10 protein-coding genes are annotated in these 14084 nt (G+C 42.4%); 8 read left to right on the plus strand and 2 right to left on the minus strand.

Features of this window, described 5'->3' with window-relative positions:
- Window positions 1-480, minus strand: coding sequence for a DsbA family protein (locus tag DXA54_RS05180; RefSeq protein WP_120079070.1), 480 nt, complete (start codon window positions 478-480; stop codon window positions 1-3).
- A gap of 343 nt (window positions 481-823) precedes the next feature.
- Here DXA54_RS05180 and DXA54_RS05185 point away from each other — a divergent pair, with 343 nt between their 5' ends.
- Window positions 824-1414 (plus strand): metallophosphoesterase, encoded by a 591-nt coding sequence (locus DXA54_RS05185; protein WP_371682932.1) that lies wholly within the window; start codon window positions 824-826, stop codon window positions 1412-1414.
- Between the two features lie 52 nt (window positions 1415-1466).
- Here DXA54_RS05185 and DXA54_RS05190 read toward each other — a convergent pair whose 3' ends face one another.
- Window positions 1467-2066 carry an HU family DNA-binding protein gene (locus tag DXA54_RS05190; protein WP_120079071.1) on the minus strand — a complete coding sequence of 200 codons (600 nt, stop codon included), beginning with the start codon at window positions 2064-2066 and terminating at the stop codon, window positions 1467-1469.
- 331 nt (window positions 2067-2397) lie between these two features.
- On the opposite strand from DXA54_RS05190, the gene DXA54_RS05195 reads away from it, so the two are divergent.
- Genes DXA54_RS05195 through DXA54_RS05225 form a run of 7 tightly spaced genes read left to right on the plus strand, consistent with a single transcriptional unit; the run spans window position 2398 to window position 14081 of the window.
- Window positions 2398-5817 carry a TonB-dependent receptor gene (locus DXA54_RS05195; protein ID WP_120079072.1) on the plus strand — a complete coding sequence of 1140 codons (3420 nt, stop codon included), beginning with the start codon at window positions 2398-2400 and terminating at the stop codon, window positions 5815-5817.
- 20 nt (window positions 5818-5837) lie between these two features.
- On the plus strand, window positions 5838-7571 hold the full coding sequence (locus DXA54_RS05200; protein ID WP_120079073.1) for a RagB/SusD family nutrient uptake outer membrane protein: 1734 nt from the start codon (window positions 5838-5840) through the stop codon (window positions 7569-7571).
- Between the two features lie 19 nt (window positions 7572-7590).
- Window positions 7591-8382, plus strand: coding sequence for an endonuclease/exonuclease/phosphatase family protein (locus DXA54_RS05205; RefSeq protein WP_120079074.1), 792 nt, complete (start codon window positions 7591-7593; stop codon window positions 8380-8382).
- A gap of 28 nt (window positions 8383-8410) precedes the next feature.
- Complete coding sequence (locus DXA54_RS05210) at window positions 8411-10567, plus strand: alpha-N-acetylglucosaminidase (protein WP_120079075.1); 2157 nt, start codon at window positions 8411-8413, stop codon at window positions 10565-10567.
- An 8-nt stretch (window positions 10568-10575) separates the two neighbouring features.
- Window positions 10576-11718, plus strand: coding sequence for a glycerate kinase (locus DXA54_RS05215; RefSeq protein ID WP_032850981.1), 1143 nt, complete (start codon window positions 10576-10578; stop codon window positions 11716-11718).
- Between the two features lie 6 nt (window positions 11719-11724).
- Window positions 11725-12981 (plus strand): GntP family permease, encoded by a 1257-nt coding sequence (locus DXA54_RS05220; protein ID WP_120079076.1) that lies wholly within the window; start codon window positions 11725-11727, stop codon window positions 12979-12981.
- A 14-nt stretch (window positions 12982-12995) separates the two neighbouring features.
- Window positions 12996-14081: an acyltransferase family protein gene (locus DXA54_RS05225; protein WP_008642604.1), complete on the plus strand. Its 1086-nt coding sequence runs from the start codon at window positions 12996-12998 to the stop codon at window positions 14079-14081.
- Window positions 14082-14084 lie beyond the last annotated feature (3 nt).

The following is a 14084-nucleotide window of genomic DNA, read 5'->3' on the forward strand; positions in this document are numbered from 1 at the left end:
TTATGCTGCCGGATCCGGTGCTTCTCCGCTACCACCTCCTTCTCCTTTATCGTCTCCCTTTCCATCATCAGGCGTGGGAGAACTGTTGGTTTTAGAACTATCCAATTTCTGGATACTTATTGATTTTATCATGCCTTTAAACATACTTCCTGGAGTGAAAATTATTTTACGGTTCTTTAATGTGTCCGTAGTCACTTCTTTTTCATCATCCTGACTTTTGCATCCGAATGAAGGACGAAATGTTCCGAATTCTCCAAGGCTTACCGAAGCCCCGATTTCCATATAGGTTATCAGCGAATCTATCAATCCGTCAAGTACTGATTTTACAGTACCGCGTGGAACGAATCCTACTTTTGTTACCTGATCGCATAACATTTTAAAATCAACAGTAACCACGTTGAATGGTCTTGCTACATATTTTTCGGCTTTTGCCTTATCAAAGCCAAAGGTTGTTTTCTTGACTACATATTTCAGTGCCATAATTCTTAATAGTTTTAATCGTTAGTAAATCTAGTTATTATTTTGTGATCACGTTGCAAAGATATGGTATCGGAAATTGCTGTCCAAATGATTTTTAGAATGTGCGTTAATAAAATAATTAATATTGAGATAATACATTGTAATATAGATGATTGTGTATTCTTTATTATTTACACATTGTAGTTTTCTTATGTTGATTGGAAGTTTTATATACCTCTTTTAAAAGATTTTTCTGAAAAACGCTGGCAATACATAAAAAAAGTCTATTTTTATATTTATTAGAGATTAAAAGAATTAAATGGAAATGTATCAAAAAACAGTGATACGTAAAAAGACTAATATGATAAATTATAACCTGACAGCAGAACATACATATTTTACATCAGATACTCATTTCAATCACGGGGAAATTATTAGTTTTTGTAAACGTCCGTTTGTGAATGTGGAGGAGATGAATGAAGCGTTGATCGCGAATTGGAATCGTGTGATTGGTAAGAAAGATATAGTATTTCATTTGGGAGACTTTAGTTTTGGAGGTGCTGTTGAATGGAAGAATGTACTTGACCGGCTAAATGGGAAGATTTTTTTGGTCCTTGGCAATCATGATATGAAACATCTGCCGAAGGAGTTCAACTATCGTTTTGTAGAAGTCGTGATGCAGAAATATATCAAGATACATAAACAGGCTATTTATTTGAACCACTATCCGTTTTTATGTTACGGAGGTGCATATAAGAATGTATGGCAACTATTTGGCCATGTGCATACAAGTGAGAATAATATAGGTTGGGATGCCAGTCGTTTGTCGATGCTGTTTCCGCTACAGTATGATGTCGGGGTGGATAATAATAACTTTACACCTGTGTCTTTTGAGCAGGTACGATGCATTATTGAGAAACAGAAAGCGGTAACGGCAGTCAATGAAAAGAAGTAAGAATAAAGAATTTGTTGACACTATCCGAAATATGGAGTGCAAACTGTATGGTTTACCTTTTTAAATATACCACCGTCTTGCCTCCTCCATACTTGCGTATCATTCCTTCTTCTATGTATTTATTCAATAATCCGATTGCCTTGTCCCGGTTTATTCCGGTCAGTCTCATAAAATCAGTTCGGGTGACGCAACCTTCTTTTTCCAGATGTTGCATAAGGACAGTGCGGCAGTTGTCTTCATCGAGACTACCGTCGTTGCGATAGGGAGATTCCATACGTTCCAACTGTAACGGTTCCATGCTTTCGCGGAATTTCTTGTTGACGCGAAGGTTTATCTTATTCAGATGGATGGAAGGAGAGCGGATTTCTTTCTTTTCCATTACTGGCCGCCCGCATTTCAGCGATAAAGAGAAATGACCTAATTCTCCGACTTCCACAATCCAGCCTTGCTTTAACCAATGCTGTAATTCGTCAGTAACTGCTTGCAGGCATCCTTCAATGGTCGCTTGGCTGAACCCATTGCTTTTAGATACCAACTCTATGAATTTCTTGGCATCAAGAGTTCCTGATGGAATCACTCGTGCGTGAAGTGGCTGTTGCTCATCCTTTTTTTGTGGGTTGCCACTGGCATAAAGATCGTAATAAACACTCATGTTTTATTTTGTTTTTAGTTATTCAGTAAATACTCTCTCCGATTGCATGGTTTTATTCGTCGGACTATAGTCCGACGCAACGTTAACTATAGTGTTCCTTTCGTCGAACTATAGTTCTTTGAAAGATAGACTACAGTCCGACGAATTAATTTGTGCACTCAAAGGTATTAATTATTTCAGGTAAATACACTAATTTGTGCATTAAATGAGAGAATACTATGTGCTATATATTCTCAATTAATATTCATTAACTTATTTGCCGTAATACTTTTTAATACCTCTTGTGTATTAGCTAATAGATATTGAACTATTAACTTTAAAGACTAATATTATGGAAAAAGATTCTCCTTTTTCATCCACCGGCAGAAGGTGTATTGTAACCCTAATGTGCATATTTGTCACTGCTTTTGTTTATGCACAACAGCAAAAAATATCGGTTAGTATCAAAGAGCTTCCTCTTAAAGAAGCTATCAGTCAGATAGCAGAGAAGGCATCGATGAATGTAGCCTATAGTAAAGAATTTGTGGATACGAGTAGGAAAGTGTCATTGGAGGTAAAAGACACAGATGTAAACAAAGCACTAACTCTTTTGCTAAAAGGGACTAACATTGGGTTCCGTTTCCTGGATGACAGTATTTTATTTTATAATAAAGAATATCAAAATAAAACTGAACCTGTTGATTCACAAGGAGAGAAGAAGGAACTGTATGTGAAAGGTAAAGTTACTGACGAGAATACGGAACCGATCATCGGAGCCACCGTATCGGTAAAAGGCTCGACTACAGGTACAATCACCGATATCAATGGTCAGTATTCCATCAAGGTACCCTATGGGAGTACACTTCGGTACTCATACGTCGGCTACCGTGAAGAAAGCGTCATAGCGAAAGCAACGACAGTAAACGTAGTGATGAAAGAGAATGCTGTCAGCCTGGAAGATGTAGTAGTTGTAGGTTATGGCGTGCAAAAGAAAGTGAATGTAACAGGTGCCGTATCTATGGTTAAAGCGGAGGCTATTGAGAACAGACCTATTACTAACGTAACTACGGGTCTGCAAGGATTATTGCCTGGAGTTAGTATCGTTTCCTCTTCGGGGCAGCCGGGTGCTGTGCCCAGCATCAACATTCGTGGTACGGGAACTATTAACAGTAGTACAGCACCTTTGATTTTGATTGACGGAGTAGCCGGGGGAGACATTAACTTATTGAATCCTTCGGACATCGAAAGCGTATCAGTACTGAAAGATGCCGCCTCATCAGCTATTTATGGAGCACGTGCCGCTAACGGTGTTATTCTTGTAACGACTAAAAAGGGAGAAAAGAAAGAGCGCGTAGTATTTCAATATAACGGATATGCCGGATTCCAGACTCCCACAGCATTGCCCGAACTTGTTAACGGAAGGGAATACATGGAACTCTCCAATGAAGCCATGAGTGCTGCCGGATTTTCCAAGCCCTATACACAAGAGGCGTTCGATAAATATGATTCGGGACTGTATCCCAACGAATATTCCAATACAGACTGGATTGATGAAATATACAAAAGCCGGGCTTTTCAGACAGGGCATAATGTAAGTGCACGGGGTGGAAGCGAGAAAACCGGATTTTTTATGTCGTATGGTTTCCTGGATCAGGATGGGCTGGTTGTAGGTGACGGATATAGTTCAAAAAGACATAATGCGCGTATCAGTGTAAACACGGAGGTGTATGATCGTCTGAAACTGACCGGACAGATGAGCTATGTCGATTTCTATAAAAAGGACTTAGGTTATAGCGGCACATCAGGAGTATTCCGCCTGTCACAGCGTATGTCTCCGTTACTTCCCGTCATGTGGCAAATTCCTGATGAGAATGGCCGGATGGTAGATAGTGAGAACTGGTCGTACGGTTCGGTACGTAACCCCTTGCAAGTAGCTTATGAGTCGGGAATGGAAGAACGAAAAACACGTGTGCTCAATGGTATTTTCAATGCAGATCTCAAAATTATAGACGGACTGAACGTAGGTATGCAGTACTCTGCAAATATATATACCCGCCAGGTGGATGAGTTTAACCCGAAGATGTTGTCTTATTACTCGGACGGTAGCCCGTTGAAAGCAAATGAAGATGCCAAGGACTATATCTCACAAAGCCATCTTGACGTTATGACCCAAACGTTGCAATTCACCCTGAACTTTAATAAAACCATAGGGCGCCACGAGTTGGGAGCATTGATGGGATTTTCGCAAGAGTGGGAAAACAGAAGCACATTGGGTGCTACACGTGATAATGTGATGGTTGAGGATATTCACGTTATTAGTGCCGGAATGATTAATTTTATGAATAGCGGAACAAAAGACGAGTGGGCTTTACGTTCTTACTTTGGTCGTGTCAACTATGCTTTTGACGGTAAATACCTGTTTGAAGCTAACCTGCGTGCCGACGGAACTTCAAGATTTGCCAAGGGCAATCGTTGGGGATATTTTCCATCATTCTCGGCAGGATGGAACTTCTCACGTGAAAAATTCATGGAGTTCGCTACTTCGGTATTGAGCTCGGGTAAGCTGCGTGCTTCCTGGGGTGAGTTGGGAAATCAAAACATTCCCGGTAATTACTACCCCTACTTGTCACCTATCATAACCGAGGAGTCTTATCCTATCGGAGCTTCTAATACACCTGTTATGGGACTTTGGCAAAACAAAATCGGTAATCCCGACATCAAGTGGGAAACCATCCGCATGCTTAATTTCGGAGTAGACCTTAGTTTTTTGAACAATAGACTGAATGTGGACTTTGATTGGTATAAGAAAGAAAATATTGATGCATTGGTTCGTCCCGATGTTCCGGCTATTGTCGGGGTTTCCAGTAGTAACGTAGGTTATGTCAATCTTGGTAAGATTGATGTCAAAGGATGGGAACTTAATCTGTCATGGCGTGATAAGATCGGAAATGTAAATTACAATCTCGGGTTCAATCTGTCGGACGCCCGTAATAAGATTACCGATTTGGGTGGAACTCCGGAGTCTCTGACCAGTACGGCTTCCGGTTCGTATCGTCGGGTCGGTGATCCGATAGGTGCTTTCTATGGTTATCTGACTGATGGGCTGGCGCAAGTGTATGACTTCGAATCGGTGAATACAACTACAGGTAAGTACCAGAAACCAAAATTTCCTCTTGTTGCATCACAAAACGGCATTGTACAGCCCGGAGATATTAAGTATCGGGACATCAGTGGTCCTGACGGCGCTCCCGACGGGGTAATTGATGACTACGACAAAGTGGTGTTTGGCGAGAAAGAGCCCCATTACACCTATGCAATCAAGGGTGGTTTGGAATGGAAAGGCATTGATTTCAGTTTCTATTTGCAAGGAGTAGGCAAAGTTGCCGGTTACCTTGAGGATGAGGCTCGGCATGCGTTTATCAATGACTACTCAATCCCTAAAAAAGAGCATCTTGACAGATGGACGCCTATGAATCCAAATGCTTCTTATCCCAGACTTTATCAGTCGCAGGAGCACAACAGGCTCTTCAGTGACTACTGGAAAGAGGATGCATCGTACTTGCGCCTGAAGAATATTCAGATAGGTTATCGTTTTCCTGCCCGGATGGTGGCACCTCTTGGTATTAATAGTCTTAGAGTATATGCTTCGGCAGATAACTTGTTTACTAAAACCGATTACTTCGGAGCTTATGACCCTGAAGTGAGGACCACCAGCGGAGATGTCTATCCGCAAGTAAAAACCTATGTTTTTGGATTATCAATAACATTCTAACCTATTAAACGACTATAAAGATGAAATACTCAAAATACTTTTTAATCATTGCTTTATTTGGTATAGTTACCTCATGTAGCGATTTTCTGGATAGAACGAACCCTAACGAGCCGGACAATGTAACATTCTGGGTGAATGAAGATCAGCTTAAAAATGCCTTGCCTCCCTGTTACGAAGCTTTACAAAAAGACTATCTCGTGAATTGGAGCGAATCGACGGCCGAAACTGTTATGTGGGGGAATATTACTAGTGGACTAAGTAAGGTTTCGGGAGGCAAGCACTCTTATACTGACGGCTTCCCCTTCACTACCTATTGGACAGGAGCGTATAGCTATATTTATCGCTGCAATAATTTTCTGGACAACTATAATAAAGCGCAGGTAGCTCAAAAGAAGAAGGACGTTTATGCCGCAGAAGTAAAAACTATCCGGGCGCTTATGTACTTTTACCTCACGGTGTTTTGGGGTGATGTACCTTGGGTAGGAGAAGTCATCCAGCCCGAAGATGCATATATCGAACGTACTCCCAGAGAGAAAGTCATCGACCAGCTCGTCGAGGATTTGAAATGGGCGGCAGAGCGTATGCCTGAAGAAAGGTATACGGGCGATAAACTGGGAAGACTCGACCGCTGGGGCGCTTTAGCTATATTGGCACGTATTGCCTTGCAAAACGAAAGATGGGAACTGGCTGCAAAAACGAGTGAATATATCATCGAAAACAGTCCCTATGGCCTGTATGAATACGAAAAACTATTTCATCACGAAGGGGATGTCGAGAATGATCCGAAAAATATCGAAGCCATCGTATATAGCCTTTTTGTACCTGAAATCCGTACACAAAGTCTACCCAATGAAACTTGCAGTCCGACAGACTATATACGCCTCAATCCAACGAAGTCATTAGTGGATGCTTATCTGTGTACAGACGGTAAACCGGCAAAAACCGGATTGGAATATTATAAAAAGACCGGTGTGCAGACCTCATCGTTATACAAGTCGCCTGAAGAGCATTATGTGGATTATTTCCAGAACAGAGATCCTAGAATGAAGATGACTTTATATGCTCCGGGTGACAAATGGCCGGGAGGAGATGACGGTGATCCTGATACGGATAAGGCCAACGAGATATTTAATCTGCCTCGTTTTGCTTCATTGCAAGATAATAACCGTGTGGGGGCAAATAGCCGTACAGGTTTCTATCTGAAAAAGTATAACGATATTGATTTGGCCGGCTCAAGTGTGGGTGGACATGGGAATCTCAATGTCATCCGCTTTGCCGAAATCTTGCTGATTTATGCCGAAGCCACTTTCGAACTACAAGGCAAGAAATTGACACAAACACAGATTGATTACTCCATCAACAGACTTAGAGATCGTGTGAATATGCATCGTATGAACCTTGACGAACTTAGCGCATGGGGGATGGACCTCGAAACCGAATTGAGAAGAGAACGTCGCATTGAGTTGGCAGGTGAAGGTACAAGATACGCCGATGTGATGCGTTGGCGTGAAGGCGAACTTCGCTTTGGACGTGCCATCACCGGTCCCAGCCTGAAAGTTTGTATGAATGATTTGGGCGCCAACCCATATCCCGATACCGGAGTAGATGAGTTTGGTGATGTTATCTACGAAAAGTCTACTGCGGAAGGCGGAGCACGCTACTTCGACGCAACGAAACATTATTTGTGGCCCGTGCCTAATCCCGAGCGTCAGAAGAATCCTCTGTTAGGACAAAATCCGGGCTGGGAAAAGTAATCATTTAAAAATAGAAACCATGTATTCAATGAAGAAATATTTATTATTGTTTTTATGCCTGACTTTGGGCGTTGCCTATGCGCAAGATACTCTACGGGTACGGGTAATGACCTATAATTTGAGATTTGGCGAACTGGCATCTTTAGAGGAACTTGCTCATCACATCAAATCCTTCAATCCTGATTTTGTGGCGCTTCAGGAAGTGGATAGCAAAACAGACCGTAAGCGTACCCCGCATCAGAAGGGGAAGGATTTTATATCCGAACTTGCCTATCATACAGGGATGTTTGGGCTTTACGGAAAAACGATTGATTATTCTACCGGTTATTACGGTATTGGGATGTTAAGTAAATATCCATATATTTCTGTCCAAAAGATAATGCTGCCCCATCCGGTCAAAGAGCATGAGAGGCGGGCCATGCTGGAGGGATTATTCGAAATGGGTAATGATACCATTGTTTTTACCTCTACGCATCTGGACGTCAACTCTCAAGAAACAAGGGCGGAGCAAATAAAATTCATTACCGGTCATTTCAAGAATTATAAATATCCTGTAATTTTGGGAGGCGATTTCAATGCGCGTCATTACTCCGAGGCAATACGTGGTATGGATAGCTGGTTTGCTGCGAGTAACGATGATTTTGGAATGCCGGCATGGAAACCTGTGATTAAGATCGATTACTTGTTTGCTTACCCGCAAAAAGGATGGCGTGTGATTAGCACACAAACTGTTCAGTCGCTTTTGTCAGACCATTTACCGATTATTACGGAACTGGAATATGTGAAAGAAGCATCGAAGAAAAAATATTGATACTCACTTATAACATTTATGATTTTCTATGATACATACAATAATCAAGTATTTACTGATTTCAATAACGCTTTTTTTCTGCTCATGCCACAAGCCTAAGACGGATATTATCACCCCCGCCAAACAGTTAATAGAACGTCAGATTGGGGAAAGAGCACAGTCTATCCACTTTGAATATATCGAACCATCCGACGGTAAAGATATATTCGAAGTGATAGCAAGCGACGGCCGGCTTACCCTAAGGGGAAGTAGCTCCGTTGCTATCTGTTACGCTTTTCATACGTACATGAAAGAGGCCTGCAAGAGTATGAAAACATGGAGCGGTGAACATATAACGTCGGTGATGCCGTGGCCCGATTATGAATTGTATGAACAAGTGTCCCCTTATGAGTTGCGCTATTTCCTTAATGTTTGTACATTCGGCTACACTACTCCTTACTGGGACTGGGAGCGTTGGGAAAAGGAAATTGACAGGATGGCTCTTTATGGTGTAAATATGCCCTTGGCTACCGTGGCCAGCGAAGCCATTGCGGAACGGGTATGGCTGCGTATGGGATTGAACAAAGAAGAAATCCGTGAGTTTTTCACTGCCCCTGCACACCTTCCCTGGCATCGCATGGGCAATTTGAACAAGTGGGACGGTCCCTTATCTGATGCATGGCAACAGAACCAAATCGCTTTGCAGCATCAAATCCTGACCCGTATGCGCGAGTTGGGTATGCAGCCCATAGCGCCTGCGTTTGCAGGTTTCGTGCCGGAAGGATTTGTGCAGAAACATCCCGACACACAATTCCGGCACATGCGGTGGGGTGGTTTTGATGAAGAGTACAACGCCTATGTATTGCCACCGGATTCACCTTTTTTCGAAGAGATAGGCAAACTGTTTGTCGAAGAGTGGGAAAAAGAGTTTGGAGAAAATACGTATTATCTCTCGGATAGTTTTAATGAGATGGAGCTGCCTATCGATAAGGAAGATAAAGAAGCGAAATATAAGTTATTGGCCGAGTATGGAGAAACGATCTATAAATCAATTGCAGCCGGAAACCCGGATGCCGTTTGGGTTACACAGGGATGGACATTCGGATATCAACATTCATTCTGGGATAAAGAATCGCTTAAAGCCTTGTTAAGCAATGTACCTGATGATAAAATGATTATCATTGATTTGGGCAATGATTATCCGAAATGGGTATGGAGCACCGAACAAACATGGAAAGTACATGATGGATTTTACGGAAAGAAATGGATATTCAGCTATGTACCCAACTTTGGCGGGAAAAACACCATGACAGGAGACTTGGACATGTATGCTAGTTCCTCGGTCAAAGCATTACGTGCCGCAAATAAAGGTAACTTGATTGGGTTCGGTTCTGCCCCTGAAGGACTCGAAAACAATGAGGTTGTTTACGAACTGTTAGCCGATATGGGATGGTCATCAGATAGTATCGACCTGGACGATTGGATGAAGATATACTGCGAGGCCCGTTATGGAGGATATCCCGATGCCATGGAGGAAGCTTGGAAACTTTTTCGGAAAACAGCATATAGTTCTTTATATTCATACCCCCGTTTTACCTGGCAAACCGTAATACCCGATCAACGGCGGATCAGTAAAATCGACCTTAGTGATGATTACTTGCAGGCTATACGTTTGTATGCTAGTTGCGCTGACGAACTGAAAAGCTCTGAATTATACAGAAACGACCTCATAGAGTTTGTTTCGTATTATGTAGCGGCTAAAGCTGAAAATTTTTATAAGCAGGCCTTGAAAGATGATTCGGAGAATCGTGTTCTCGCAGCGCAACGTAATCTGCAACAAACTGTTGATTTGTTGATGGACGTTGACAGGCTGTTGGCCTCTCATCCTTTATATCGATTAGAAGAATGGGTGGAACTTGCGCGCAATAGCGGAACAACTCTTCAGGAAAAAGATGCTTATGAAGCAAATGCCAAACGCTTGATTACAAGTTGGGGTGGTATTCAGGAAGATTATGCTGCCCGTTTCTGGAGCGGGCTGATTAAAGACTACTATATCCCTCGTATACAGCTCTATTTCACAAAAGACCGGAATAAAATCCGAGAATGGGAGGAGCAATGGATCACATCTCCCTGGAGCAACAGTACGACTCCGTTTGATGATCCGGTCGAGGCTGCATTGAGTTTAATAGAGAAAACAAATAAGTGATAGCTTTTATGAAAAAGATTGTATTGGCATTCGACTCGTTTAAAGGTTCGGTCGGTTCTTTTGAGATAGCAAAAGCTGCCGAAAAAGCGATTCAGGAGGAATTACCCGACTGTCAGATTATACGTTTCCCCATAGCTGATGGCGGCGAAGGGACTACAGAAGCTCTATGCTCTGCCCTTCATGCTCAAACGGTGTCATGTCGGGTGCATGATCCATTCATGAAGCCAATTGAAGTATCGTATGGCATCGTAAACAATGGTGCGATGGCTATTATCGAAATGGCCTCGGCCTGCGGTCTGCCATTGATTGATTCAAATCGAAGAAATCCCATGAAGACTACGACTTATGGAGTTGGAGAAATGGTTGCTGACGCATTAAAACGCGGGTGTCGGGAATTCATTATCGGGATCGGCGGAAGTGCTACGAATGATGCGGGAATAGGTATGCTGAAGGCTTTAGGTGCACGCTTTTTAGATAGCGGAAACGGTGAGTTGGAGCCTGTCGGCGAAAATCTGATAAAAGTTCATCAAATAGATATTTCCCAATTAAATCCGGCATTGAAGGAAAGTCATTTTACGATCGCCTGTGATGTTAGTAATCCATTTTTTGGAGAAGAGGGTGCGGCCTATGTATATGCTCCCCAAAAAGGGGCAAATAGTTTGCAAGTGATAGAGTTGGACAATGGGTTGCGGCATTATGCACAGGTGATAAAGGAATATACAAATATGGATATATCACAGCTTCCCGGTGCTGGAGCAGCCGGAGGAATGGGAGGCGGCTTACTTCCGTTTTTGAATGCAGAATTGCAATCCGGAATAGAAGTTATATTGAAAACGCTTCGTTTCGAGGAGGTCGTCCGACAGGCAGACCTGATACTGACCGGAGAGGGGAAGCTGGATCACCAGACTTGTATGGGAAAAGCGCTGGACGGAATCTTACGTGTCGGTGAGAGATGTCAGGTTCCGGTGATAGCGTTGGGGGGAGCGGTCGAAGCCACCGAAGCGCTTAATAGGATGGGGTTTACTGCCGTACTGCCTATTCAACCTTTTCCGGTAACACTTGAAGAGGCGATGCAACCGGAGTTTACGAAAGAAAACATAGAGAGAACGGTGCGACAGGTGGTGAGAATCATAAAACAATTTACTAAATAATACTCAATGACAGCGATAGGCGCATTAATCGGGCTTTCATTATCCATACTGTTAATCATAAGAAAGCTTTCTCCGACATACAGTCTGATTATCGGAGCGATAGTCGGAGGGTTGTTGGGAGGACTATCTTTAAATGAGACCGTAACGGTGATGACCGAAGGAGTGAAAGAGGTCACCCCGGTGGTATTGCGGATTCTGACAGCCGGAGTCTTGTCAGGCATATTAATACAAACCGGAGCTACCACGGTCATCTCCAATGCGATTATAAACAAAATGGGTGAAAAACGGGTATTTATGGCATTGGCACTCGCAACGATGTTGCTTTGTACGGTAGGCGTCTTTATTGATGTGGCTGTGATAACCGTTGCGCCGGTGGCTCTTTCGATAGGCAAGCGTCTAAACCTGTCTCCATCTGTGTTACTTATTGCTATGATCGGGGGAGGTAAATGTGGAAATATCATATCACCTAACCCGAACACCATTATAGCAGCCGGAAATTTTAATGCAGATCTATCGGCTGTAATGTTTGCCAATATTTTACCGGCAGTGATCGGTTTGTTTTTCACTGTTTTTGTTATTGTCCGTCTGATGCCTCAAACAGTGAAAAACAAAAAAACGATGATGCAAACAGAGGATAAAGAGGAAGAGAGAAATTTGCCCTCGTTAAGAACCAGTCTGATTGCTCCTGTTGTTACGATTGTTTTATTGGCATTACGTCCTGCGGCAGGAATCAATATTGATCCTTTGATAGCTTTGCCGGTAGGTGGTTTATGTGGTGCTATCTGTATGAAACAATGGAAAAATATTCTTCCCAGTATAGAATATGGACTGCAAAAGATGTCTGTGGTAGCTATTCTGTTGATAGGAACCGGAACTATTGCCGGTATCATAAAGAACTCTTCTTTGAAAGATTGGATTCTTACAGGATTGGATCATGCTCATATGAGTGATGCATTGATTGCTCCTATATCAGGCGCGTTGATGTCGGCGGCTACCGCATCGACAACAGCCGGAGCGACACTGGCTTCTTCTTCGTTCGCTGAAACGATATTGGCTATAGGCATTTCTGCGGTTTGGGGAGCGGCTATGATTAATTCCGGAGCTACAGTTCTTGACCATTTGCCACATGGTTCGTTCTTTCATGCGACAGGAGGCGTATGCGAACTCAATTTTAAGGAACGTCTGAAGCTGATACCTTATGAATCGCTTATAGGGATAGTGTTAGCTGCCGGAACGACTATTTTATATATAATAAGTAATTAAAAGAATCAAATATTATGAATCCGAACAAACGGTTACTTTCGCTTGATGTACTTCGGGGTATTACTGTTGCCGGGATGATCTTGGTCAACAATACAGGAAAGTGCGGGTATAACTTTGCCGCTTTTGCACATGCCAAGTGGGATGGCTTTTCGCCGGCCGATCTGGTATTTCCGATGTTTATGTTCCTGATGGGTATTTCGACCTACATCTCTTTGTGTAAGTATGACTTCCAGTGTCGACCGGCCATTACGAAAATCATAAAAAGAAGTCTCTTATTAATATTTATAGGTCTGGTTATGGAGTGGTTCATTACATCAATCGATAGTGGTAACTATTTTGATTTGAGTCAGCTCCGGTTGATGGGAGTTATGCAACGGCTTGGGATTTGTTATGGTATTACAGCCTTATTGGCCGTAGCAATACCGCATAAGCGTTTTATGCCATTAGCTATTATCTTGCTGATTGTCTACTTTATTTTTCAGTTATTTGGAAACGGATTTGAAAAGAGTGCGGATAATATCGTCGGGATGATTGATTCGGCTATTTTAGGGGCTAACCACATGTATCTTCAGGGCCGCCAGTTTGTCGATCCCGAGGGGATACTTAGTACGATTCCCGCTGTGTCTCAAGTAATGATCGGTTTTGTTTGCGGAAAGATAATCATCGATATTAAAGATAATGACCGCCGGATGCTGAATCTATTCCTTATAGGTACCACGCTGTTGTTTGCCGGCTATTTGTTAAGCTATGCCTGTCCTTTGAATAAACGTTTGTGGTCTCCTTCGTTTGTTTTGCTTACTTGTGGGATTGCGGCATTGTCATTGGCATTGCTACTTTATATCATTGATGTGAAGCAGAATAAAAAGTGGTTTTCGTTTTTTGAAGCATTTGGAGCGAATCCGCTTGTAATTTATGTGTTTAGTTGCATAGCCGGAGGATTGCTTGTGCATTGGCATATCCATACGGCTGTATTCAATAATTTGCTTAACCCGTTATTCGGAAATTACTTCGGTTCATTTATGTACGGTGTATTTTTCCTCTTGTTCAATGGGCTGTTGGGATATATTTTGTTAAAAAGAAAAATCTATATAAAATTATAAATC

It is taken from the genome of Bacteroides sp. OF03-11BH, from assembly GCF_003604005.1.
Lineage (GTDB): Bacteria > Bacteroidota > Bacteroidia > Bacteroidales > Bacteroidaceae > Bacteroides > Bacteroides ovatus.